This is a genomic window from Mycoplasma sp. 13536, from assembly GCF_055523495.1.
This window is the reverse complement of the sequence record NZ_JBVFVC010000001.1, coordinates 883,190-909,167: the sequence shown is the minus strand read 5'-3', so window position 1 is coordinate 909,167 and position 25,978 is coordinate 883,190. Positions and strand designations below refer to the sequence as shown.

Sequence of the window (25,978 nt, the reverse complement as noted above, 5' to 3'; positions counted from 1 at the left end):
GGATATTTATATGCAAGAATCACAAGATGTTTTGTTATCTGTCAAGAACCTTAAAGTTAGTTTTAAGGTTAAACGTAATAAATATATAAATATTGTCCGTGGTGTTGATTTGGAAATTACCAAAGGTCAAATTGTTGGTATTGTTGGAGAGTCAGGGTCAGGAAAATCAGTTACTTCAAAATCATTTTTAAATATTAATGAAAATTCATTAATTACTGCTGATTTAATGAATATCGATGGAATTGATTTGTTAAAATCAAAACGAGATAGTTTTTGGCAAAAAATTAGGGGACATAAAATTGGATATATCCCTCAAGATCCTTTAACTTCCTTAAATCCAACTCGTAAAGTTGGCAAGCAACTCTTAGATGCTTTAAATAAAAATGTTGATTGAAAAAATAAAACTTACCAAGAAAAGCGCCAATACCTAGTTGACTTATTAGATAAATTTGGTATCAGAGGACCAGAACAAGTTTTTGACATGTATCCACATACCCTTAGTGGGGGTATGAAGCAAAGAATCGTAATTACTATGGTTGTTGCTTTGAAACCTAGTTTAATAATTGCTGATGAACCAACAACAGCTTTAGATCCAACGGTTCAAGCTTCAATTTTAGCTTTATTTGATCAAATTCGTGAAACAATGAATATTTCAATTATTCTAATTAGTCATAATATTTCTGTAGTTGCTAAGTTTTGTGATTATATTTATGTTATGTATGCTGGCAAAATTGTTGAACGCGGGACAAAAAAAGATATTTTTACTGACCCAAGACACCCTTATACTTGAGCTTTAATTTCTGCAATTCCAGAAAACAAAGAAGATCGGTTATATTCGATCAAAGGAACCCCTCCGGATATGAATAATTTACCCTTGGGCGATGCCTTTGCGCCAAGAAATGATTATGCCCTTGAAATTGATTTTGTTAAAGAACCCCCACTTTTTGAAGTATCGCAAACTCATGCTGCTGCTACGTGGTTATTACATCCAAAAGCTCCACAAGTTGCATTATCTCCAGAATTAGAAAACAGACTTAAGAATTTTAGAAAGGTGTTCAACGATCATGAATAACAAGAGACCTATTTTAGAAATTTTTAATTTAAAAAAATTCTTTGTTAATAAAGGACATGTTAACAAAGCTGTTGATGATGTTTCTTTTGATGTTAAAGAGGGTGAAATAGTTGGTTTAATTGGTGAATCAGGTTCTGGGAAAACAACAATTGGTCGTTCACTTTTAAGGCTTTATGATGATTTTAATGGGTTTGTGCGTTTAGATGGAAAATTAATTTCAGGTAAAAAAATCTCATCTCAAACACGTAAATTCATGCGCAAAAACATTCAAATGATCTTTCAAGATCCAATGGCTGCTCTTAATGGTCAACATACAATTTTCACAATTTTAAAAGAACCATTAGTAGTTAATAAAATCATTAAAAACAAAATTAAAGATTTAGATAAAACTTGAAGCAAAGTTAAAGAAAACTTCCATTATTCATTTTTAGAAGCTGTTTTAAAATTAAGATTAGAAAATCTGAAAATTACTAATTCATTAACTAAGCCCTTCAATGATAAATGAAGCGATATTTTGAGTAATATAAATGATTTTGAAAATGATGAAGGTTCATACGATGATAAATTTAATTCTTATTTTTCATTTTTAGAAGAGAAAAATAAGAACAATTCCACAATTATTAATAATTTATATTCAAATACCGATTCATTAATTTCATTATATAATGAATCAAAAACCAAGCTTGCTTTGAATCAAATTGATATTGATGAAGTTGCTTATTGGGAGGCTTTAGCAAAGTATAATGAACAGCTTAAATTAAGCAAAAAAACCAAAAAATATTATCAATATAAATTAAGCCGTAAAGAAGCATACCAAAACATTAAGGCTAATTCACTAAATTGATGGGAAGAATATTCAAGTTCACGAAATTCAGTTAAGAATATTATTGCGGAATTAAAAAATGAATCAAGGCTTAATTGAAATGAATCATATAATGCTTATGATATTGAATTTCACGCTTATAAATTAAAACTACATTTATTAAATAAAAAAGCCGAAAGCTTATTTAAGAAAAATAAAACATCTTTAACATATTTAACTTTTAATGAGCTCCAAGAGTTAATTAGTTCTTTTAATCAAATTTCGCTGCCAATTTTTGAACAAAAACTAAATTTAGATGTTTATTCGTTTAGTTCTTTAAAAGCATATAAACAAGAATTAGTGAAAATAATTGATCAAGAATATAAATTTGATTTTACAAAATATACTAATCTTTCAACTGAACGGAAAAATGCACACAGAATTTCTTTTAAAAATGAGCTAAATAAATATTTAAATTCTATTAAGTTAGAATTTAAAGAATTTTTCAAAAAACCTCTTGATAATTCAAAAGAATTAGACAAAGCTAAAAGAGAATATCAAGAAGCTAAAGAAATCCATAATGAAGAAGTTAGAAAATATGTTTTAGATTTTGAAACTAGAATTAATTTACTTAAAGATCAAATTAACAGCGAAGAAAATACTTGGAAAGAGCTCAATATTGTTTCTAAGAAAAATAATGAACTATTTAAGTTAGTTCATAAGAAATTTAAAGAGTTTTATAAAACTAATCGTATTTTAAGACTCCAAGAAAGACTTAAAGAAGCAAAAAATAGCAAACAAGAAAGTATCATAAAATTAACTCGTAAATTAAAACAAGCTAAAATTGATTTACAAGTTTATGATACAAATGTGCGAGATAAATTATTAGGTGTTGAATCATTTGATATCGAACTTAAATACCTTACAAAAGATTTAAATAATACTTATGTATTGCTGGGAGTTTCTAAGTTTGATTTATGGCTTTTAAATAAAAATAAAAAGTTACAAAAATTCTTGACTTATATACTGAAACCATTTAATTTATGGAAACTAAAATCTTTATTTACTAAGATAACGATTTATAAAAGTTTAGAAGATGTTGGGTTATTAAAGCAATTTGCATATCGTTACCCACATGAATTTTCAGGAGGACAGCGCCAAAGAATTGTTATTGCAAGAGCCTTAATTTCTGAACCAAAAGTTATTGTTGCTGATGAACCAATTGCTTCATTAGATATCTCAATCCAAGCTCAAATTGTTAATTTACTTAAAGATTTATGTTTAGAAAAAAATATTGGAATGGTTTTTATAGCTCATGATTTATCAATGATTGAATATATTGCCGATCGTGTTCAAATTATGCACTTTGGTAAAATTGTTGAATCAGGTGATACAAAAGAAATTTATCAAAACCCACTACACCCTTACACAATTAACTTATTTAAAGCTATTCCAAAAGTTTCTAATGCTAACGAAAAATTTACTGATGTTAAATTTGAATTAGAATATCTAAAAGCTCAAAGATATCCAAATGTTCCAATAAATTATGCTCTAACTACTAATCAAAACCATTTTGTTTACGCTACTAAAGAGCAATTTATAAAATGAACTAACCAAGAAACAAATAATGATTAAAAACCTTTGAAACTCAATTAAAGAAGAATTACACAAAAAACATTTATACATCTTATTTGGTATATCATTCTTAATTTTTTTAATAATACTTTTAATTGATTTTAGCATCAAAAAAACTTATGATGCTAAATCCTTCTTGAACTTGCTTTCAGTATCTGCAATTGTATCTAGTTCTTTATTGCTTGTTATCTTAATTATTACTAAGAATTTTTGAAAATCAATGAGCAGGCCGTTTAAGCAAGCAAAAAACAATGTAGGAACATACAAAGAAGAAAGAAAAATGCGTTATATGAATGCAAATGAAGCTAATAAATATCGTCAAACAATTATTGCACGAAATCAAGAGAAAGCTTCTAAATCGCCTATTAATAACCTTGCATATTATTTAAATATTTTGTTGTTTTTCATACTTTTTATTATATTTTTTGTGATATCTTCTATAATTTAAATTCCAAAACACAAGTAGACATACTTGTGTTTTTTTGTATATTAATTGGAAATGTCACATGCAAGATTTTTTGCATGTGACATTGTTTTTGTCTGCCTTGTAATAAAATAGTTGTATTAATAATTTTTCAAAAAATAAAGGAGACCTTAAAATTATATGAAAAATTTAGAAAAATATATTTGTGTTTTTGACAAATATCGAAAAGAAAATAAATATCAACATTTTAAAATTGAAGAGAATTATAACACTATCTTGAAAATGCAAGGAGCTCTTGAGTCGCATCGAAAATTACGAGCAAACCAAATCGATCTAGAGCAACTTTATAATATTTTACAAGAACTTTCTGAAGGCTTCTCAATCCAAGAAGTAGCCAAGATTTTTGATAGAGACATTCGAAGTATAAAAAGTAAAATCGAAATTATTACAAATCGCAGACCACTTAGTTTAGATAAACAAAATCGCTATGTTTGTCCTAAGTGTTCAAAAAGAGTAATGCGGGTTAAAACCCTTAATTTTACCAAGCTATACGAACATTTATTAGGCTATTCATTTTCGCGACTCTTTTTTGTAAGTGATACAATTAAAGAGAAATGAAAGGCCTACAGAAAATATTGGTATAGTGAGCTTAATACATACAATAAAAATAGAAATAAAAAGAACTTGCAGCAAAAAGAAGTTAAGAAATCAGTTACCTATCTTGTGAATTCTTTTAAAAAATTATCCCCTGATGAATTTGCTCCTTCACCTAGTTCAATTTATAAAATAATCAAAAAATACCCTTATTTCCTTGATTTTGACCATATTGTTAAAAAATCTGAAGGCAAATATGGCATAAGGAAGAAAAAACAAACCAAACCTAAAACATTAAAATATGCTACAGAAATTTCAAAACGTCCAGCTTATATTAATGATCGCTCTGAACACGGCCATTTTGAATTAGACACCGTTATTGGTAAAATCAATGATACATATTGTATTGTGACCATAATTGAACGGCAAACCAGAATGTCTTATGCTATGCTCTCAAAACGCAACTCCAAAGCTATCAAACAAACTCTTGTCAAACTAATCAAGAAACATAACTTAGACATTAAAACTTTAACAGTTGATAATGGTAGTGAAAATGTCTTATTGCACCAGGTAATTCCAACTGAAAGATTATTTAAATGCCAACCATATAGTTCATGACAAAAAGGTTCAATAGAAAATATGCACCGCTTAATTAGGTATTACATTCCCAAAGGAAAAAGCATGGATAAATACTCTCAGCAAGAAATTGATTATATGATGGAAAAAATAAATAACTATCGGCAAGTTGTCCGGAAATATAAGATAACCTAAAATTTTTTTAATCCCCCGCCTTTGATTGCAATCAAAGGGGCCTTACTTTTGACAAAAGTAAGCAAAACCGACGAGAAAACACTGCCGTGTTTTCTGTTTTCTCATACATTTTTTTATCTAAAAATTATGTTAAAATTAAAAGACAATTATTTTGTTAATATCTCGCAAGTGACTTTTCCAAAAAACAGTGTTTTTTTGTATTCAAATCATTGATGCACATTCTAAATTTTATGTTATAATACTACTGAGCCGACATCGAGGTATCTCATGTCAAATTACCTTCAAATTATTTGAAGGTTTTTCATTAACTTAATTTATTTCGGTTATATCGTGTTATAATATAAGAAATTAAATAACTATTATTTAATCCATTATTTTATTCCATTCATTACATAATATAAATTTAAAAGAAAAGGAGAGATTAAGATGAATAAGAAAAAGAATCTCCCTACAAGAATTATTCCACTTGGGGGAGTTGAGGAAATTGGTAAATCAACTTTACTAATTGAACATGATAACCATATTTTTATTATTGATTCTGGTATTAAATTTGCAGATACTTTTAATACAGGAATCAAAGGAATTATTCCAAATTTCGAATATTTAAACAGGCCTGAAAAAACTATTGAAGGGTTATTTATTACCCATGGTCATGAAGACCATATTGGAGGTGTTGTTTATTTAGCAAAACAAACAAAACTAAATAAAATTTTCGCGCCACGTATTGCTATTCAATATTTAAAACTTAAATTTGATGAACATAACATAAAATCTAAAATTGAATTTATTGAAATTCAAAAGGATGATGTGCATAATTTCCCAAATGGTTGCAAAGTAGATTTTTGAACTTCGCAACACTCAATTCCTGATTCATTTGGGATAAGAATTATAACACCAAATGGAAGCATAATGTGCACTGGTGATTTTAGATTTGACTATACACCGATTGGAAATTATACTGATTTTGCAAGGCTAGATGAAATGGGTAAACAAGGACTTACCGCTTTATTATCTGATTCAACTAATGCAATGAGGCCAGAGCATTCGCCATCAGAAAGCGATATTTTAACTGATATTGAAAGGCATATGACTGATGCAAAAAAGAAAATTATCATTACTGCTTTTGCATCAAATTTAACGCGTATTAAGGTAATTATTGAACTAGCACAAAAACTGGGTAAAAAAGTTATTACTTTTGGACGTTCAATGATTCAAGGTGTTAAAATAGCTCGAAAGCTAGGTTATATAAATGTTGATGATAAAGTGTTAATAGACAAAAAAACTGCCCAAAATACTAAGGATTCTGAGCTTGTAATTTTGACAACTGGTTCGCAAGGAGAACAACTTGCTGCATTATCAAGAATGAGCTATGGTAAACATGCAACAGTGAAAATTACCAAAGGAGATATGATTATTTTTTCATCAAGTCCAATCCCTGGCAACCGCATGGTAATTGAATTATTAATCAACCGACTTTGTAAATTAGGTGCGATTATTAAAGAAAATGGTGTAGATGGTTATTTACATACTTCAGGGCATGCTTATAAAAGTGAACACGATAAAATTTTCCAATTAACTAAACCCAAATACTTTTTACCATACCATGGAGAATTCAGGATGAGTGTTGCACATGGGCAAAGCGCTATTGAAAACGGGGTGAGTCGTAAAAACGTAATTATTATACAAAAAGGTGTTGTTTATGAAATGTTGAATCAAAATATTAAACGCACAAACGAAATAATTGATTTTGGTCCAATTTTTATTGATGGGAATACAGTTTTAAATTTCTCGGGTAAAATTATGAAAGAAAGGGCACAACTTAAAGATTCTGGTTTTGTAAGCATGGTGATTTTAATTAACAAAGCTATTAACCAAATTATTGGGCGTCCTCAAGTTTTAACAAAGGGGACTTTCTTTGTTAAAAATTCGAAATCTTTAATTGAAGAATGTAAAAGAGTGTGTCATGGGGCAATTTTATTCCATATTAAGAATAACCCTAATTGAACAGTTATTGAACTTGAAAAACTAATTATTGAACGTCTTAATGCTCTAATGCATAAAGAAAAGCGTCGTAACCCTGTGGTAGTTCCGACAATATTATTTACTGATGACCATAGTGATGCTGATTTATTGTCTAAACCAATTAAATTTGGTAATTCTAAAGGTGAACAAAAAGATACGATTGAAAAGGTTAAAAAAACAAAGTCCAAATTAGTTGAACAAAAACTAAAAGAAATTGAGGAATTATCATTAAGCATGATAGATTCTGATTATGAAATTGATGATGAAGACGAGGTATAAAATGAAACAAAATAAACCAAAACTTGATTTTATTAAATTGCGGCAAGAAGAAATTGAATACGCAAGAAAAAAAGCAGAATATGAACAAGCAAATCTTGAACATAAAGAAGTTCAAGAAAAACTGCCGTTATCTAAAAAAGAATTATTTAGAAATCTTATTCTAACCATTTTAATAATAATTGTTGTGATTGTTTTATTAGTTGGTGCTTATTTTATCGGTAAGACTGATTAGGAATAAACCATGGAACAAACTACCTTTATTATTTTAATTACCCTGTTAGTTTTTAATGTTATTATTTTATTTTTTGTTTTACAACCGATTATTAATTTGTCAATTAAAAACAGAACTAGAAAAAATTCATATAAGAAAATAGGTCAAAGTTCACAAATACGTTTAATTAACCAATTGCGTGAAACTATTGAATATTTATCAAAATACAAAATAGGCGCAATTATTAGCGTTGAAAATAATGATTTACTTGATAATTATCGCACAGATGGAATTATTTTAGATGCAAATATTTCAAGTGGTTTATTAATTTCAATTTTTAATAAAAATTCACCATTGCATGATGGAGCTGTAATAATTAGAAAAAACAAAATTTATTATGCTTCTACTTTTTATAAAATTACTAATAAATCAGTTCCTTCTTCATATGGTTCAAGGCACCGAGCTGCAATTGGTATTTCAGATCAGACTGATGCTATAACTATTTTAGTTTCTGAACAAACTGGTGTAATTCGTTTATTTCAAAAAAACGTTATTTTATCAGTTAGAATTGATGAATTTCAACAAGAATTTATTAAGATGTTGAAAGGATAGTAATGGATAAGATATTGAACCAAATCAAACATGAATTATCTGTGGAAGAAATTAAAAAATTAATTGCAACTAAAAAAGTTCGCGAAATTCGCGAATTGCAAGAAGAAACTACGTATCCGAATTTTGCTCTAATTATGGGCGATGAATTACTAAGTGATGAAGATCGTTTATATTTATTAAGAGTACTGCGCACAACTGAATCGGCTGAGATTTTTAGTTACCTTGAAGATGAAATTAAAACAAGACTAGTTACCCTATTTAGTGATGAGTTAGGAAAAAAAGTTTTACAAGAATTGGAAACTGCTGAACTAGTAGATATTTTAGAAGAATTACCAGTTAATATTATGCGCAAGATCCTATCACATACACCAAAAGAAAAACGTGATATTATCAACCAAATTTTTCTTTATAAAGACCACCAAGTTGGCAGCATCATGCAAGTTGATATTTCAATTTTGAAAAGCTCATGAACTTTAAAGGATGCTTTAGCAAAAATTCGCAAAGACTATCATAATAATATGACTATGGGCCATAATTTTTACATTGTTGATAATGATGGAAAATTACTCGGTGATATTACCTTAGAAGAAATTATCTTTAATAATGAAACAAGTCGACTTGAAGCATGAGTTAACCCCGTTGCTGCTGTATATCCAACTGATGATAAAGAGCAAGCCGCTAAAGTTTTTTCCGACAATGATCGATCATCTTTGCCAGTGGTTTCGATTGAAAATCGCCTTATTGGAATGATTACATCTGATGATATTATTGATGTTATCAATGAGGAAGCTACTGAAGATATGTATAAGATGGCCGGAATTAGTCCTGAAATTTCAGAAGAAAATTATTTAAAAACTACAATTAAAACAATTGTACGCTCAAGAGTCGTGTGGTTAATTATTTTGATGCTTTCTGCAACCTTATCGCAATATATTATTCAAAAATTTACAAACATTAGTGAAGAAAGCATCAATCAATTTGGTATTACTATTTCTACTGCTGTTATTGTCTCTTTAATACCAATTATTAGTGGTTCAGCTGGAAATGCGGGTTCTCAGTCAACGACAACTGTAACAAGAGCTTCAGCACTGGGTGAATTTGATTCAAGTCAATATAAAAAAGTTATTTATAAAGAATTATTAGTTGGAACAATTATCGGTGGAATTATGTTTTTAATAAATTTAATTCGCTTATATATTTATTATGCAATTCCAAGTTTTGCAAATGATGCTTTTGAAAATGGTCAAACTGACTGGGTTTCGCTTTCGTTTATTATTTTAGCTAGTTCATTATCTTTATGATTTGTAGTTATTTTTGCAAAGTTTTTAGGAACAATTATTCCGCTTGTTGCTATTAAATTTAAAAAAGATCCAGCTGTTATGTCTGCGCCTATTTTAACAACTTTAAGCGATGCTTTATCAACATTAATTTTCTTTGGTCTCAATATTTTAGTTTTATATCTTGCTTGAAAGGCAGGTTTATTTGAAAAACCCGCAACTAATTCAACGTTAAATCAATTAAATTTACAAACATTTAGCGTATTAAATACATATAACATTAGTTTAATTTAAAGGAGATTTGTGTCTAAAGTAGCTGATATTGAAAAACTAAAATTATTAGCCGAAGATTATTTGCGTTTAACCAAAGAAGCAAAAGAACTTAAAAAGCTTATGCAAGAGTTAGTAAAAGATACAGATATTGAAATTCATGAGCGTTTATCAGAAGGTGGACTAGTAACTTACCAAAAACCTGATTCGAAAACTGTGATTGATCGAAAATTAGTTAACGAATTATTATTTAGTATCTTAATTAACTATAATCAAGAAGGCTCAGATCAAATCATTCCAAGCATCCCTGAGATGGAGCAGCAAATCAAAGAACAATGCCAAGTTGTTAAAGAATATAAATGGAAACTAAGTATTAAAGCTAAATAAAAATTTCTTATGGCTATATTAAAGTCTTAAAAAATTTTTAATATTTACTTTAAAAGATTTTAAAAACTTATTAATTTAATATAATATATATAACTTTATTTTCATAAAGTAAAGTTATTCTTTAAATTTAATAAATATAATACCTATTAATTAGGAGTTAGAATGGAAAATAACAATTCAAAACCAAATAACACTAGTAGTGTTTTTGGAACTGATTCATCAATAATTATTTGAGTTATTTTAGGTGTCTTACTGCTCTTATTGCTCTCTTATATTGTTTATTCTTATATTAAAGAAAAAATAAACCGTAAGAAAACCAAAGAAGCAGCATTGCAGCTTGAAAAAAATTCTGTAATATATTGAAATGAAATAACTATAAAAATTAATGAATTAATTTTATTAAACCGCAAAGAGCATGAAAATTTTGTTGTCAGTGTTGGCAAATACAAAATGTCACATTTAAACTATGCTGCTGCTCAAACAATCAATGATTTACAAAATGAATATGAATTTAAAAACTATTTAAAAACTTCAGAACGTTATAAAGTTTTTGTGACTAACTTAAATGTACTTAAAGATTTAAATTCAAATTTATGAGATAAAAAACTTTCGCAATCTTCTTTACAATTTTTTATTGATCAACTTCCTCTAGCATTAGAAGCAGCTAAAGAAGCAATTTCAAGTGAAATAAATGATTTAAAAGACCCAGAAATATTAAAAAATGAAATTAAAACACAATATCTAAATAATTTAAATAAAGATTTTGACAGGAGTCTCGCTAATGAAGAAAATTAATTTCAAAACTTTTAAATTAAAGTTTTCAAAACTAAAACATAAGATTACTCATGGATTTAAGAATTTTAGAGGTTTTGCAAAACTGAAAAATATCAAAATAGAAAAAATACCAAATTTACTTACTATTTTACGTATGATCTTGATCTTACCTTTAGTAATTTTATTCCCATTTATGTGGGTTTATAAAGGTGTATATTCTTATGATATTGGTATTGTTGCATTTAGTTTAGTGATTTTTATTATTGCAATGATTACTGATTATATTGATGGTTTTTTGGCCCGTAAATATAATGCAATAACGTCTTTTGGAAAATTATGGGATCCACTAGCAGATAAAGTTATTACAACAACTGTTTTAATCTTTTTATCATTTTACAACATCATTCCATTTTGAATTATAATCATCTTTATAGTTAGAGATTTAGTCGTAGATGGAACTAGAGTTGTTTTATATAAACATAATATTAACATTGCAGCCAAATTTTATGGAAAATTAAAAACAATCGTACTTAGCTTAGCAGTTATTTTTGTTTCAATAAGTTACTTAGCTGCACCTTGAATCTTTAACGAAGTTTACTGAGCCGTTATATTATTTAATATTCCAACTTTAATAGCCCTTGGGTTAAGTTTATACTCAGCTTTTGATTATATTTATCCATACCGTCACTTAATCTTCAAATAAAACCGCCGTTGCGGTTTTTTTATTGTATTATGCATTGTGCATCTATTTATATTTTGATTATAAAAAATGTGTGTGATCAACATTAATCTTTGTATTAATTCCACAAATAAATAATTATTAATTGGAAATGTCACATGCAAGTTTTTTTGCATGTGACATTGTTTTTGTCTGCCTTGTAATAAAATAGTTGTATTAATAAATTTTAAAAAAATGAAAGGAGACCTTAAAATTATATGAAAAATTTAGAAAAATATATTTGTGTTTTTGACAAATATCGAAAAGAAAATAAATATCAACATTTTAAAATTGAAGAGAATTACAACACTATCTTGAAAATGCAAGGAGCTCTTGAGTCGCATCGAAAATTACGATCAGATCAAATCGATCTAGAACAACTTTATAATATTTTACAAGAACTTTCTGAAGGCTTCTCAATCCAAGAAGTAGCTAAGATTTCTAACAGAGACATTCGAAGTATAAAAAGTAAAATCCAAATTATTACAAATCGCAAACCACTTAGTTTAGATAAACAAAATCGTTATGTTTGTGCTAAGTGTTCAAAAAGAGTAATGCGGGTTAAAACCCTTAATTTTACTAAACTATACGAACATTTATTAGGTTATTCATTTTCGCGACTCTTTTTTGTAAGTGATGCAATTAAAGAGAAATGAAAGGCCTACAGAAAATATTGGTATAGTGAGCTTAATACATACAATAAAAATAGAAATAAAAAGAATTTGCAGCAAAAAGAAGTTAAGAAATCAGTTACCTATCTTGTGAATTCTTTTAAAAAATTATCCCCTGATGAATTTGCTCCTTCACCTAGTTCAATTTATAAAATAATCAAAAAATACCCTTATTTCCTTGATTTTGACCATATTGTTAAAAAATCTGAAGGCAAATATGGTATAAGGAAGAAAAAACAAACCAAACCTAAAACATTAAAATATGCTACAGAAATTTCAAAACGTCCAGCTTATATTAATGATCGCTTGGAACATGGTCATTTTGAATTAGACACTGTTATTGGTAAAATCAATGATACATATTGTATTGTGACGATAATTGAACGGCAAACCAGAATGTCTTATGCTATGCTCTCAAAACGCAACTCCAAAGCTATCAAACAAACTCTTCTAAAACTAATCAAGAAACATAACTTAGACATTAAAACTTTAACAGTTGATAATGGTAGTGAAAATGTCTTATTGCACCAGGTTATTCCAACTGAAAGACTATTTAAATGCCAACCATATAGTTCATGACAAAAAGGTTCAATAGAAAATATGCACCGCTTAATTAGGTATTACATTCCCAAAGGAAAAAGCTTAGATAAATACTCTCAGCAAGAAATTGATTATATGATGGAAAAAATAAATAACTATCGGCAAGTTGTCCGGAAATATAAGATAACCTAAAATTTTTTTAATCCCCCGCCTTTGATTGCAATCAAAGGAGCCTTACTTTTGGCAAAAGTAAGCAAAACCGACGAGAAAACACTGCCGTGTTTTCTGTTTTCGCATACATTTTTTATGTAAAATTTATGTTAAAATTAAAACGCAATTATTTTGTTAATATCTCGCAAGTGACTTTTCCAAAAAACAACAAATAAATAATTTTCGTTTTTATTGAAATATGGTAAAATAAAAACGTGTTTTTATAACACTTAAATTTTAAAATTATATTAACGGCAATATGGATTCACTTGGGTGTGCTAAAAATAATATTATAGTGCTAGGTGCTCGAAATATTGCTTAGAAAATAACAAACTAAAGAAAAGGATTTTTTATTTATGAAAACAAACGAAACCCACAAACTAGAAAAAGAATCAAGACAAAAACAAGAAAGAAAACCAATTATTTCAAGAGAAAAACTTCTTGAATCAGGTTCTTACTTTGGACATAAAACTTTTGCTTGAAATCCAAAAATGAAGGAATACTTAGTTCCTAACCGTAAACTAAAAGGTGTACATATTATTGATGTTTACAAAACACAAAATCATCTAGAATATGCATATAAGCTTGTTAACAACTTAGCTGCAAAAGGTACAGAATTTATTTTCGTTGGTACTAAAAAACAAGCTAGAGATGCAGTTAAAAAAGCTGCGGAAAGAACTAATTCATTATTCGTAACTGAAAGATGATTAGGTGGAACATTAACAAACAATGCTACTATTATGCGTAGTGTTAATACTATGGAGCAATTAGAAGCAAAAGCTGCAAATAACTTTAAGGGTTACACCAAAAAAGAGGCTTTAGAAAAAACTAAACAATTAGAAAAATTACACAAAAACTTAAATGGTATACGTGCTATGAGTAAAATGAGACGTTTACCACATGTAATGATAGTAGCTGATCCTAACGAAGATGAAATTGCTATTAAAGAAGCAAAGAAAAAAGGATTAAAAGTTATTGCTATTTTAGACTCTAATTCCAATCCTGATACAGTTGACTTAGGAGTTCCAGGAAATGATGATTCAGCAAAATTCATCCAAGTATTCATGACGATTATTGCCGACGCTATTGTTAAAGCAAGAGGTGGACACCACTGATTCGCATACCAAGATGATACTAAAATAGTTTTTCCTGAAACACCAGGAACTAAACAAAATGGTGAAGAATTCACTAAAGAAGCAGAAGTTAATTTAGAATAGTATTAATAAAAAGGAGTTAAAAATGAGTGCAAACAAAATGGAATTAATTAAAGAATTAAGAGCTAGAACTAATTCTTCATTAATTGATTGTAAAAAAGCTTTAGAAGCTTCTAACGATGATATTGAAGCGGCTATTAACTGATTAAGAGAAAATGGTATTGTTAAAGCCGCTAAAAAAGCAGGTAGAGTAGCAGCCGAAGGGGCAGTAGTTGCTTTAGGAAATGATAAAAGGGCAGTTTTAGTTGAAATTAATTCTGAAACTGACTTTGCTGCTAAAAACCAAAAATTTGTTGAATTATTAAACAAAGTTGCTCAAAGAGTTTTAGATAGTAATGTTACTTCTTTAGAAGATGCATACCAATTAGAATTAGAAACAGGTGTAACAATTGAAAATTCATTAATTGAAGCAACATCTGTAATTGGAGAAAAAATTTCATTGCGTCGCGTTTTTGTTCTTGAAGCAAACGAAGCTGAAGTTTTAGGTGTTTATGTACATGCTAATTCTCAAGTTGCCGCTGTTGTTAAAGCAAAAGGTAAAGCTTTTGATGCTGCTAAAAATGTTGCAATGCATGTTTCAGCAATGAACCCTGAATTTACCTTAGTAAGCCAAATTCCAACTGATCGTTTTGAAGCTTTAAAATCTAGTTTTGAAAAACCAGCCGGATTTGAAAATAAACCAGCACAGATTCAAGAAAAGATCCAGGAAGGTTGGTTAACTAAACAACTATCAGAATTTGTTTTAGAAAAACAAGCCTTTGTTATGGAAGATTCTTTAACTGTTGAAAAATATTTAGCTAATCATAATGCTACATTAGTAGAAGTTGCAAGATTTGAAGTTGGTGAAGGAATTGAAAAAGTTCAGTCTAACTTTGCAGCTGATGTTGCAAGTATGGTTAAATAATAATAAAATAAAAACATTCAGAATATTGTGAATGTTTTTATTTTAATTAATTATTTTTAATATTATATTTAGAAAGAGATTATGCAACTTAAAAACCTTTAATGATTTTACCAGTTACTTCAACCGTGCTTTAATGGCTCTTGCTCACAAAATTGTAAAGAAAATATTTATTTAAAAGATGTAAAAACTGAAGATGTCTTTTACAAAGTTAACAGTAGGCAGTACTAATACAAAAACTAAAGATAAATTCTATTAATTTTGATACAAATATTGCGCTTATTTCGCTTGTATCAATTGATAAAAACATTAAATGGAAATGTTTATATTTAATTATAATTTATGGAATAACTTTAATAAATAATATTAAAAAGTTGTAAAGGAGACAAATGAAATTAAGAAAACAAAAATTATTTATAATATCAACTTTAACTACCGTGCCATTATTTAGTGTAATTTCCTGTGTACAAAAGAGGGTGCCTGATTTAATAAACTACAATAATGACGTTGAAATTACTCAAAATATTTATAGATTACAAAATGAATTATGAAATCCTACAGATTTTACAAATGCAAGCCGTGAAAAACCTTTTTTAGTTAAAAATTCTGAGGATTTCAAAAATGATATCATTCAAAGAACTACTAACGAAAGACTAGCAACTCAAATTAAGGATAATTGAGAACTTTTTTCAAATCAGGTTCAAAGAGTTTTTGATAAAGATATTCAAGATAAATACTATGTTATTTACTATGCTAACTATGCTGTTAATGAACCAATGGATTCAGTTGAAATAGATGAGGATTTTGTAAAAATTCACTATATTTCATATGGTAATAATACAAAACAAATCATTTCAGGTCAATATTTTATTTTTATTGATAAAAACAATGTACCAAATATTAACTCAATTACAGTTCATGAAGTGCAAACTAGAAGTGATTTGACAGAATACAATAGAAGATTAGGAATAAAAAGAAACAAAGTGTGATTTAGTAAGTAAAAATCAAAAACATTCAGATAAGTTTTCTGAATGTTTTTAAATTGCCTATGAATTATTTAATTTATTTCTAAATATGATTTTTTGATTGGCGCTTCTTTTAAAAATTCTAAAATATCTTGCTTTAATTCGTTAAGTTTATTTTTTGCATCATTGCTATTTGAAGCATAAAATTCATAATTAGACAAAACATTATGAATGATGGTTGCTAATTCATCTCAATGTTTAAAGTCCCTACTTGTCATTGCGGCAGTGCCAATTCTAATTCCACTTCCTAAACGTGGATTTAATTTATCAAAAGGTATAGAGTTTTTGTTTAAGGTAATATTTAATTTATGCAATAATGTCTCAGCTTGCAAACCATTAATTCCATAGGTATCAAAAACATTTATCATAAATAAATGATTATCGGTTCCACCACTGATAACTTTTGCACCAAGTTCTTGAAATTTTTGGGCCATTTGACGGGTGTTTTTAATGATATTTTGAGCATAGGTTTTAAATTGAGGTTGTAATGCTTCATAAAATGCAACTGCTTTGCCAGCAATAGCATGAAATAAAGGGCCGCCTTGATAACCTGGAAAAACTCAACGATTAACTTTTTTAGCAATTTCTGGATCATTAGTCATAATGATTCCGCCACGACCACCACGTAATGTTTTATGAGTTGTAGATGTAATAATATCAGCATATCCCACCGGAGAAGGGTGCTCTCCTGCCACAATTAAGCCTGCAATATGTGCTATATCAGCCATCAATTTAGCCCCTACTTTATCAGCAATTTCCCTAAATCTTGCAAAGTCGATGGTACGTGAATAAGCTGAGTAGCCACAAATAATTAAATCCGGTTTTTCTTGGATTGCTAGTTGTTCAATTGCATCATAATCTAAATATCCTTCTTGATTTAAATCATATGAAACTGATTGGTAAAAAATGCCACTAAAACTAATTTTATAACCATGAGTTAAATGACCTCCGCAATTTAAGGATAAGCCCATGATTTTTCCACCACTAGGTGCTACAGAAGCAATAGCAGCTGCATTAGCTGTTGAGCCTGAATATGGTTGTACGTTTGCATACTCAACACCAAAAAGTTGTTTTAAACGTTCAATTGCAGTTGATTCAATAATATCAACATTTTCGCAACCACCATAATATCTTGCATTTGGATATCCTTCGCCATATTTATTTGTTAAAATGCTCCCTTGCGCCTTTAATACATCTTCAGAAACAAAGTTTTCAGAAGCAATTAATTCCACATGGTCTTCTTGACGCTTTAATTCACTATTAATCGCATCTTGAATTACTTGGTCGGATAATTTAATTTTTTGATACATAATTATGATTCTCCTTTATTAAATACTTGGTTTATTTCTTTAATTACTGATTCATAGTCAGTAATTCTAATTGTTATATTATGCGACGTTTCTTTTTGATAATCATCAATTATTTTAATTTCATATGGATTATGATTTAGAATAATTGGTTTTAAGTATTCATCAATACTTTGGTTATTTAAAAGTTCAAAGGTTAAATCAATACTTTTCATTGGTTCATAATTAATTGGTTTAAATTTATGGAAAGTATTTGGTAAGTCTGGGCTAATAAATTCAGCATAAAAAGCATTAGTATCATCATACATTGGATGAATCTTTCCAATTCATCCAATTAGTTTATCATTATGAAAGATTTTTGCTGAAACATTTTGGTGTACGAATTCATAATTATCAAATTTTTCAAAAGTTAATTCTAAGTTTAAAAAGTTAATTATATCTTGTTTTAATTCTTGAAAACTTTTAGTTGTTGATGCCAAACCATATACAAACTCTTCAGAAACAACCATACCATGTTCAAAGATATTAATTTGTTCTAATTTACGCTTTTGATTATAAATTATTACTTCTTGCAATGAAGTTATGATTGATTTACGAACTGATTCGCGTTCTTTTGAAACAAAGGTTAATAAATCAATATTTTCTTTTCAGCAGAGTGGATTTAAAAAGTTTTTGTTTTTTGAAATTAAACAAAATGTTCTTGCTTCATTATAACCATTATGCAATCAATAACCTTTGTTATTGTCTCGCTTTTGTGTTTTTAAAGGAGTGATATTAACAGCTTTTGGTTGAAAATTTTGATATGAATAAAAGCGGAAAATTTCTTCAATAATATCTTCAAAATAATTAATATCATATCGATAGTCTGGAACTAAAACTAAGTTTTCTTTAAACTCAAAACCTAAAGATTCTAGTTGTTTTAGTGCATCTTGAAATATATTCAAATATTTAGAACCCGAATACATTTCTAATTTTTGGCTATCAAATAAAATTTCCTTTTTATTTGATAAACATATTGGGTTAATAACGTTCGATATTTTTAAATTGCTTGTTTTGGCTTGAATGTATTCTAAGGCTATTTTTGCACTATATCTTGTGATAGTTCGCGAACCTTGATTTGCAGCACTAGTTAATAATTTAATTTCTTTTGCCCCATGGCGTACTAATTTTGGATCAAAAACACCAATTTCAAATAAATAATTAGTAGTATCTAGGTCGGCTTTTGACTTTTCTAATCCCATTACAGAAGCTAGGGATATAGGCCCTTGATCATCAAATATCGCTAGAACATTAGTAACCTCAATTTGTTTTTGACCTAAAATTTCTACCTTTCCGCTAAATAAATCACAGCTAATATTTTTAGAAATTTTTTGAGCATCATAAACATGAACCGGAACACCAATTTCTAAAAGTGTTAAATTAGTTAAATTAACACTTCAATCAAACGAGCTTGAAATTCCATGTTTGGCTAAAAACATTTTTTCATGTAAACTAGTTTGATTTTTACCATGAACTTCTAAAAATGAAAGTTCATTAGCTTTATTCTTTACAACTTTAAAGTCAGAGGTAAAACTTGGAGATGTATTATTTATGAATATTGGTTTAAACTCAGTTTTAAAATACGCTGCTAATTCTTTAGCTAAAAAATAATATGAATTTGCATCATTTCGATTTGCCGTAACTGAAATTTCTATAATATAATCATTAATTCCTAATAATTCCATTGGATCATCTTCTAAGTTTGCAAAATCATTAGGTAAAACCAATAATTGATCTTTATTTGTTAATAATTCATATTGATACCCAATTTCTGATCATGAAGCCATCATCCCTTGTGATGGAACACCTTTTAACATAACTTCTTTAAAAGTAACTCCATTTTTGGTTGAACCAACTGGAAAACAAATTACTAGGTCGCCTTCTTTTAAGATTCGATTTGTTGTTTGGATTGTAATATTACCATTTTTAGTTGCTAAATTTACTACATCTAAGCGATCTGAATTAGGATTTAATTCAACTTTTAAAACTTTAGCAAAAATTACACCTGTCACATTAGCAAAGGGTTTGATACTTTCAACTTCAAAACCAAGTTCATTTAAAGCAATTTCAATTTGGCCTGGTGTTAAAGTAAGAGATGGTAAATATTTCTTTAAATGTTTAAGAGATAAAATCATGTCACTCCTTATAAATTTCAATCAATGGACTCTTTATTTAATGTTTCTAAACGAGCATTAATAGTTTTAAAGATTTGCGAATTTTTAAAACTATGACGGTATCCTAGCGGCGAAGGATGCGATAGTTTAAATAAATTATTTGTATCATAGTTTAATAAATATAATGAATTATCAACAATTTTATGTGCATAATTACCTAAAGCCAAGATTAAAACATCTTTATTTACCCTGACAATTTCTTGGATAATTGCACTTATGAAAAAATTTCAACCAATATTTTGGTGTGAATTAGGTTTATTTTCCTCGACTGTTAGACTTGAATTTAATAATAAGATTTTTTGTTTGGCTCATGGCACCAGTGAATTAGAATTTAAAGTTATATTTGGATAATCATTTTTAAGCTCTTTAAAGATATTTTTAAGTGTGGCAGGGGTTTTTAAATTATGTGTAGAAAAAGCAAGACCATCAGCAACACCATATTCACTATAAGGATCTTGACCTAGAATAATTAGCTTAGTTTCGTGAGTTTGAAAAAATTCAAAGGCACGAAACATTTCAGTTTGGTGTGGCCAGATTGTTTTATTTTGTTTCGCTGAAAGGGATAAATTATCTAAGATTTTAGTAAAGTAAGGCTTTTTTCCTTCAGATTGTAAAATTTTTAAAAAACTATCTTTCATAATTAAATTGCTCCATGATTCTTAAATCATTTTTATATAAATCTCTAATGTCATTAAAACCAAATTTAATCATTGTAATACGTTCAATTCCTAATCCTGCAGCAAATCCATTCATACCATTAGTATAACCGGCTAATTCTAAAACTTTTGGGTGCAACATTCCAGCGCCGAGAATTTCAATTCAACGGTTATTATAAAAAATGTCAACTTCAACACTTGGTTCAGTAAATGGAAAATAACTTGGTCTTAATCTTAACTGTATCTCTGTTTCTAAAACATATGATAATAAAGATTTTAATGTTCAAATTAAGTTTGGAAAACTTAATTTACCAACAGCTACAAAATCGAGTTGAGTAAATTGGTGAGAGTGTGTTGCATCATCTTCATCATTACGGTATACTTTACCAATTGAAAAAGTACCTAATTCCATATTTTTATTTTCTTCAAGAACTTTTGCACTAATTCCAGTATTATGAGTTCGCAATAATGTTGTTGGATTTATATACAACGAATCATGCATTCCACGTGCTGGGTGATCTTGCGGAATGTTTAATTTTTCAAAGTTGTATAAGTCAGAAACAACTTCAGAATCAAATTGTTGGTAATAGCCGTGTTGTATAAATCAATCTTTTAATCTTTCTTCGATGATTGTAATAGGATTTAAAGATCCTGGTTTTAAAGTCGGTAAATTAATATCCACAAATTCTGAGTTAATTTTTTGGTCAATATTTAATTTAGTAATTTTTTGCTCAGCAAGAGCAAAAAATTCTTCATATTCTTTTTTTAGTTTGTTGATTGTTTGACCAATTTCTTTTTTTTGATCATTAGGGGCTGTTTTTAATGTTTGTTGTAATTGAAATATTTGTCCTTGGTTTCCGTAAAGTTTGGCTTTAAGTTGTTTTAAATCTTCAATATTATTAATTAAGTCTAAATTTAACATTTTACTCCTTATTCTTTTTTCAATTTTCTTTTAAAGTTTCTCAATATTTTTTGACATCTTGTTCATATTTATTTTTACCAGGAGTGTAAAATTGTTCATTGCGCAATTCTCTGGGTAAATATGTTTGTGCAACTCAATTATTGGGATAATCATGAGGGTATTTATAACCAATTGCATCACCTAATTTTTGTGCTGATTGATAGTGTCCATCTCTTAGGTGTGAAGGAATGCGGTACACTTTACCTTGATTTAAAATTATGTCTTTAACTTTTTCTTTGGCTAAGTAAGTTGAATTGCTTTTTGGACTTAAAGCTAAATCACAAATTGCTAAGGCAACTGGCAATTCCCCTTCAGGAAGACCTAGACGTTCAAAAGTCTCAATTGCCGCTAAGACTCTTGGCCCAATTTGCAAATTTGCTAAACCTACGTCTTCATATGCTAATGCCAGCATGCGGCGAAACAAACCATCATAATCGCCACTTGTTAAAATCAAAAAACCATAATATAAAGCCGCATTAACATCGCTGCCTCGCACCGATTTATGAAATGCCGATAAATTATTATAATGTTCGCTTGAATTTTTATCACTATAAAAGTTTATATTTGGAATAATGGTTTTTAAATCTCGCTCGGTAATTTCATTTAAATCCGTTTTAATAATTCCTAATGTTTGCAAATTATTAATACTTGCTCTATAATCTCCCGCCGAGTAGTTTGCTAGCAAAGCTAGTTTTTCATCAGAAATATTTAGATGTTTAAAGCGCGCGTTAACAATTTTTCTAAGCCCTAAAGTAATATCTTCAAGTGAAAGTTTATAAAATTGTAAAATTTGCAAACGACTTCTAATTGCCGGGACTACCTTAAAATATGGATTTTCCGTTGTGGTTGCATAAATAATAATTTTGTCAAATTCTAAATATGATAGCAAAATTTCTTGTTTATCTTTATTTAATCGATGAATTTCATCGATAATTAAAATTTGGTTTTTAGATAATAATTCAGTTAACTCAGTTTTTGAACCAACTGATGCATTAAAATAACCATATGGTAAATTCATTTCATTTGCTAATGCAAAAGCTGTTGAAGTTTTCCCAATTCCGCTTTCGCCAAAAAACAAAAAACTAGACCTAATTTTTTTAAGGACTATTTTATTTAATAATTCTTTTAAATGGTTTTGACCAATAATATCATCTAATTTTTGTGGTCTTAAGTAGTTAGCAAGGTTTTTATCAATCATTTTTATAAATTATATTATATAAGAAGTTTTTATATTATTAAATATATTAATTGGAAATGTCACATGCAAGTTTTTTGCATGTGACATTGTTTTTGTCTGCCTTGTAATAAAATAGTTGTATTAATAATTTTTAAAAAATGAAAGGAGACTTTAAAATTATATGAAAAATTTAGAAAAATATATTTGTGTTTTTGACAAATATCGAAAAGAAAATAAATATCAACATTTTAAAATCGAAGAGAATCATAATACTATCTTGAAAATGCAAGGAGCTCTTGAGTCGCAACGAAAATTACGATCAGATCAAATCGATCTAGAGCAACTTTATAATATTTTACAAGAACTTTCTGAAGGCTTCTCAATCCAAGAAGTAGCCAAGATTTTTAACAGAGACATTCGAAGTATAAAAAGTAAAATCCAAATTATTACAAATCGCAGACCACTTAGTTTAGATAAACAAAATCGCTATGTTTGTCCTAAGTGTTCAAAAAAAATAATGCGGGTTAAAACCCTTAATTTTACCAAGCTATACGAACATTTATTAGGTTATTCATTTTCGCGACTCTTTTTTGTAAGTGATGCAATTAAAGAGAAATGAAAGACCTACAGAAAATATTGGTATAGTGAGCTTAATACATACAATAAAAATAGAAATAAAAAGAATTTGCAGCAAAAAGAAGTTAAGAAATCAGTTACCTATCTTGTTAATTCTTTTAAAAAATTCTCACCTGATGAATTTGCTCCTTCGCCTAGTACAATTTATAAAATAATTAAAAAATACCCTTATTTCCTTGAATTTGACCATATTGTTAAAAAATCTGAAGGCAAATATGGCATAAGAAAGCAAAAGCAAACCAAACCTAAAACATTAAAATATGCTACAGAAATTTCAAAACGTCCAGCTTATATTAATGATCGCTCTGAACACGGCCATTTTGAATTAGACACCGTTATTGGTAAAATCAATGATACATATTGTATTGTGACGATAATTGAACGGCAAACCAGAATGTCTTATGCTATGCTTTCAAAAGCAACTCCAAAGCTACAAAACAAACTCTTATCAAACTAATCAAGAAACACAACTTAGAGATTAAAACTTTAACAGTTGATAATGGTAGTGAAAATGTCTTATTGCACCAGGTCATTCCAACTGAAAGATATTTAAATGCCAACCATATAGTTCATGACAAAAAGGTTCAATAGAAAATATGCACCGCTTAATTAGGTATTACATTCCCAAAGGAAAAAGCTTAGATAAATACTCTCAGCAAGAAATTGATTATATGATGGAAAAAATAAATAACTATCGGCAAGTTGTCCGGAAATATAAGATAACCTAAAATTTTTTTAATCCGCCGCCTTTGATTGCAATCAAAGGGGCCTTACTTTTGACAAAAGTAAGCAAAACCGACGAGAAAACACTGCAGTGTTTTCTGTTTTCTCATACATTTTTTTATCTAAAAATTATGTTAAAATTAAAAGACAATTATTTTGTTAACATCTCGCAAGTGACTTTTCCAAAAAACAGAATTTTTAACTAAATTTTATTATTATTTAAAAAAGTTATATAATATTACTATACAGTAATATATAAACATTACAAAAAATTGAAAAGAGGTAAAAATGAAAAAACTTTACAAGAAATTATTAATGCCAGTAGCCTTTTCTATTACACCGCTATTTGCTATTGTATCATGTGCAAAACAAGAGCAAGATTCTGATCCATTTTCAAATATAAAAATTGATTTTAGAAATTCTATTGGCACAAATCCTACTCCAGCACCTTCGCCTAAACCAATAATTGAACCTAAAATTGATCCAAATAACGAAACTAAAAAAGAGACTCCAAAGGATAATAATCTTGGGGGTGAGAGACTCCAAGATCAAGATAAAGAAAACAAGCCAACAGACTCAGGAGATTCACAAGAGAAAACTCCGCAAACAAAGCACCCAAATGAAACAAATGGAGAGAAAAATATTAAAGACACAGAACCAGAGCAACCAAAACAACAAACTTCGAATAACTCTAAATTTCAAATTAATTCAATTAATTTTGATTTTAATGAAAATGACCATACTAGTTTAGGTGTAATTGTAACTTTAAATAAAATACCAACAGAAGCTGAAAAAATGGAATTTAAATTACATATTAATTATCCAGACGGTTTAGATGAAGAATATGATGGTATATTTAATCCTAACTTATGACATACTCAATATAAAGATAATAAATTATTTTTTGAATTATATGACTTAGCAGAAAACTTTGATTATCAAATTTTAAAAATTGCATATAAAGATGAGGTTATTAAACTACCTAAAGAATCAATAACATTTAAAGCAGGAACAAAACCTGAAGATGTTCAAGGAACTGGTTCTGTTGAAAATTCAAACCCTTCAGTTAAAGAAATTGAAAATAACCATGATCAGGATCATGGTAATAATGGATCAAAAAATGAAAACATTCAACCAACACAAAGTAATCTAAATTTAGAGAAAGTTCATTTTGTAGCTGATGATTCCGATGAAGCAAATGTTAGTGGTAATTTGACATTAACTCTTGACCAAACTATTACAAATTTTAATTCTTCTAAATTAGAAATATTATTTAATTTGGAAAGTTTTCAATATAGTGAGTTAACTTTTAGTCTTAAAAATAATGTTTTAAATGCATATATTTACGATTTACCAAAAGACCAAACTATTACTATTACGTCATTAAAATATAATAATGAGTCTATTTCATTAACAGAATCAAATAAAACTTTTACAACAAAAGCACCAGAGACTAATACAACCTCTGAAGATTTATAAAAAACCTTTCTGGTTTAGTTATTTAAATATAGTGTATAATATTTAAGATAAATTATTTTTTAACTTAACTTTTAAAAAATAGGTTATAATACTTAAACAAATAAATAAATCATTTAGGAGACAAAATGACAAAAAAAGAATTTGTAACTCAAGTATCTGAAAGAGTTGAGGATACCTTAAATTTAACACCTAAACAAGTTGATCAAATTTTAGAAGAAATGTTATTTGTTCTAAAAGAACAATTATTAGCTGAAGATTCAGTACGTTTAGCTGATTTTGGTATCTTCTCAACCGTTGTTAAACCGCAACGTACAATTACTAACAGATTTACAAAAGAACAACAAGTTGTTCCGCGTAAGAGAGTTGTTAAATACAAACCATCTAAATACTTACGTGATTTAATTGATTTTAAATAGT

The 25,978-nt window shown here is 28.2% G+C and carries 25 protein-coding genes; 20 read left to right on the top strand and 5 right to left on the bottom strand.

Features of this window, described 5'->3' with window-relative positions; translation table 4 throughout:
• The first annotated feature begins 10 nt into the window (after nt 1–10).
• The 15 genes from AC0B4N_RS03670 (at nt 11) to AC0B4N_RS03600 (ending at nt 16,385) form a co-directional block, all read left to right on the top strand.
• On the top strand, nt 11–1,072 hold the full coding sequence (locus tag AC0B4N_RS03670) for an ABC transporter ATP-binding protein (RefSeq protein WP_465102493.1): 1,062 nt from the start codon (nt 11–13) through the stop codon (nt 1,070–1,072).
• Complete coding sequence (locus AC0B4N_RS03665) at nt 1,065–3,509, top strand: ATP-binding cassette domain-containing protein (RefSeq protein ID WP_465102492.1); 2,445 nt, start codon at nt 1,065–1,067, stop codon at nt 3,507–3,509. The genes AC0B4N_RS03670 and AC0B4N_RS03665 overlap by 8 nt, the downstream gene beginning before the upstream one ends.
• A complete protein-coding gene (locus AC0B4N_RS03660) occupies nt 3,502–3,957 on the top strand; it encodes a hypothetical protein (RefSeq protein WP_465102491.1) in 456 nt (151 codons plus the stop codon). The genes AC0B4N_RS03665 and AC0B4N_RS03660 overlap by 8 nt, the downstream gene beginning before the upstream one ends.
• A gap of 156 nt (nt 3,958–4,113) precedes the next feature.
• The gene (locus AC0B4N_RS03655; protein ID WP_465102490.1) at nt 4,114–5,298 is read left to right on the top strand and encodes an IS30 family transposase; all 1,185 of its coding nucleotides are present in this window, start codon (nt 4,114–4,116) and stop codon (nt 5,296–5,298) included.
• A 426-nt stretch (nt 5,299–5,724) separates the two neighbouring features.
• Nucleotides 5,725–7,599, top strand: coding sequence for a ribonuclease J (locus AC0B4N_RS03650; RefSeq protein ID WP_465102489.1), 1,875 nt, complete (start codon nt 5,725–5,727; stop codon nt 7,597–7,599).
• 1 nt (nt 7,600) lies between these two features.
• Nucleotides 7,601–7,831 (top strand): hypothetical protein, encoded by a 231-nt coding sequence (locus tag AC0B4N_RS03645; RefSeq protein WP_465102488.1) that lies wholly within the window; start codon nt 7,601–7,603, stop codon nt 7,829–7,831.
• A 9-nt stretch (nt 7,832–7,840) separates the two neighbouring features.
• Nucleotides 7,841–8,422, top strand: coding sequence for a diadenylate cyclase (locus tag AC0B4N_RS03640; protein ID WP_465102487.1), 582 nt, complete (start codon nt 7,841–7,843; stop codon nt 8,420–8,422).
• 2 nt (nt 8,423–8,424) lie between these two features.
• Nucleotides 8,425–9,993, top strand: a complete 1,569-nt coding sequence (gene mgtE / locus AC0B4N_RS03635; RefSeq protein ID WP_465102486.1) for a magnesium transporter — start codon at nt 8,425–8,427, stop codon at nt 9,991–9,993.
• 9 nt (nt 9,994–10,002) lie between these two features.
• Nucleotides 10,003–10,356, top strand: a complete 354-nt coding sequence (locus AC0B4N_RS03630; RefSeq protein WP_465101680.1) for a hypothetical protein — start codon at nt 10,003–10,005, stop codon at nt 10,354–10,356.
• Between the two features lie 162 nt (nt 10,357–10,518).
• Nucleotides 10,519–11,151, top strand: a complete 633-nt coding sequence (locus tag AC0B4N_RS03625; RefSeq protein WP_465102485.1) for an MHJ_0274 family protein — start codon at nt 10,519–10,521, stop codon at nt 11,149–11,151.
• A complete protein-coding gene (gene pgsA / locus AC0B4N_RS03620) occupies nt 11,138–11,833 on the top strand; it encodes a CDP-diacylglycerol--glycerol-3-phosphate 3-phosphatidyltransferase (protein WP_465102484.1) in 696 nt (231 codons plus the stop codon). Before AC0B4N_RS03625 ends, pgsA begins: the two co-directional genes overlap by 14 nt.
• Nucleotides 11,834–12,066: 233 nt before the next feature.
• The gene (locus tag AC0B4N_RS03615) at nt 12,067–13,251 is read left to right on the top strand and encodes an IS30 family transposase (RefSeq protein ID WP_465102483.1); all 1,185 of its coding nucleotides are present in this window, start codon (nt 12,067–12,069) and stop codon (nt 13,249–13,251) included.
• A gap of 374 nt (nt 13,252–13,625) precedes the next feature.
• Nucleotides 13,626–14,486 carry a 30S ribosomal protein S2 gene (gene rpsB, locus AC0B4N_RS03610; RefSeq protein WP_465102482.1) on the top strand — a complete coding sequence of 287 codons (861 nt, stop codon included), beginning with the start codon at nt 13,626–13,628 and terminating at the stop codon, nt 14,484–14,486.
• 22 nt (nt 14,487–14,508) lie between these two features.
• On the top strand, nt 14,509–15,387 hold the full coding sequence (gene tsf / locus AC0B4N_RS03605) for a translation elongation factor Ts (protein WP_465102481.1): 879 nt from the start codon (nt 14,509–14,511) through the stop codon (nt 15,385–15,387).
• A gap of 386 nt (nt 15,388–15,773) precedes the next feature.
• Nucleotides 15,774–16,385, top strand: a complete 612-nt coding sequence (locus tag AC0B4N_RS03600) for a hypothetical protein (protein ID WP_465102480.1) — start codon at nt 15,774–15,776, stop codon at nt 16,383–16,385.
• Between the two features lie 56 nt (nt 16,386–16,441).
• On the opposite strand, the gene glyA is transcribed toward AC0B4N_RS03600, so the two are convergent.
• The 5 genes from glyA to AC0B4N_RS03575 are packed head-to-tail and all read right to left on the bottom strand — an operon-like array spanning nt 16,442 to nt 22,744.
• Nucleotides 16,442–17,719, bottom strand: a complete 1,278-nt coding sequence (gene glyA / locus AC0B4N_RS03595) for a serine hydroxymethyltransferase (RefSeq protein WP_465102479.1) — start codon at nt 17,717–17,719, stop codon at nt 16,442–16,444.
• Between the two features lie 2 nt (nt 17,720–17,721).
• Nucleotides 17,722–19,890 carry a phenylalanine--tRNA ligase subunit beta gene (locus AC0B4N_RS03590; RefSeq protein ID WP_465102478.1) on the bottom strand — a complete coding sequence of 723 codons (2,169 nt, stop codon included), beginning with the start codon at nt 19,888–19,890 and terminating at the stop codon, nt 17,722–17,724.
• Between the two features lie 8 nt (nt 19,891–19,898).
• Nucleotides 19,899–20,567: a uracil-DNA glycosylase gene (locus AC0B4N_RS03585; RefSeq protein WP_465102477.1), complete on the bottom strand. Its 669-nt coding sequence runs from the start codon at nt 20,565–20,567 to the stop codon at nt 19,899–19,901.
• On the bottom strand, nt 20,557–21,507 hold the full coding sequence (gene pheS, locus AC0B4N_RS03580) for a phenylalanine--tRNA ligase subunit alpha (RefSeq protein ID WP_465102476.1): 951 nt from the start codon (nt 21,505–21,507) through the stop codon (nt 20,557–20,559). The genes AC0B4N_RS03585 and pheS overlap by 11 nt, the downstream gene beginning before the upstream one ends.
• A 1-nt stretch (nt 21,508) precedes the next feature.
• Nucleotides 21,509–22,744 (bottom strand): replication-associated recombination protein A, encoded by a 1,236-nt coding sequence (locus tag AC0B4N_RS03575; RefSeq protein ID WP_465102475.1) that lies wholly within the window; start codon nt 22,742–22,744, stop codon nt 21,509–21,511.
• 160 nt (nt 22,745–22,904) lie between these two features.
• Between AC0B4N_RS03575 and AC0B4N_RS03570 the strand changes: the two genes are divergently transcribed.
• The 5 genes from AC0B4N_RS03570 to AC0B4N_RS03550 all read left to right on the top strand — a co-directional run bounded on the left by AC0B4N_RS03570 (nt 22,905) and on the right by AC0B4N_RS03550 (nt 25,977).
• On the top strand, nt 22,905–23,816 hold the full coding sequence (locus AC0B4N_RS03570; protein ID WP_465102474.1) for a transposase family protein: 912 nt from the start codon (nt 22,905–22,907) through the stop codon (nt 23,814–23,816).
• Nucleotides 23,720–23,950, top strand: coding sequence for a hypothetical protein (locus AC0B4N_RS03565; protein ID WP_465102473.1), 231 nt, complete (start codon nt 23,720–23,722; stop codon nt 23,948–23,950). The genes AC0B4N_RS03570 and AC0B4N_RS03565 overlap by 97 nt, the downstream gene beginning before the upstream one ends.
• A gap of 5 nt (nt 23,951–23,955) precedes the next feature.
• Nucleotides 23,956–24,087 (top strand): hypothetical protein, encoded by a 132-nt coding sequence (locus AC0B4N_RS03560; protein ID WP_465102472.1) that lies wholly within the window; start codon nt 23,956–23,958, stop codon nt 24,085–24,087.
• A 283-nt stretch (nt 24,088–24,370) separates the two neighbouring features.
• Nucleotides 24,371–25,561 (top strand): hypothetical protein, encoded by a 1,191-nt coding sequence (locus AC0B4N_RS03555; protein WP_465102471.1) that lies wholly within the window; start codon nt 24,371–24,373, stop codon nt 25,559–25,561.
• Nucleotides 25,562–25,686: 125 nt separating this feature from the next.
• The gene (locus tag AC0B4N_RS03550; protein ID WP_465101665.1) at nt 25,687–25,977 is read left to right on the top strand and encodes an HU family DNA-binding protein; all 291 of its coding nucleotides are present in this window, start codon (nt 25,687–25,689) and stop codon (nt 25,975–25,977) included.
• Nucleotide 25,978: the final 1 nt, after the last annotated feature.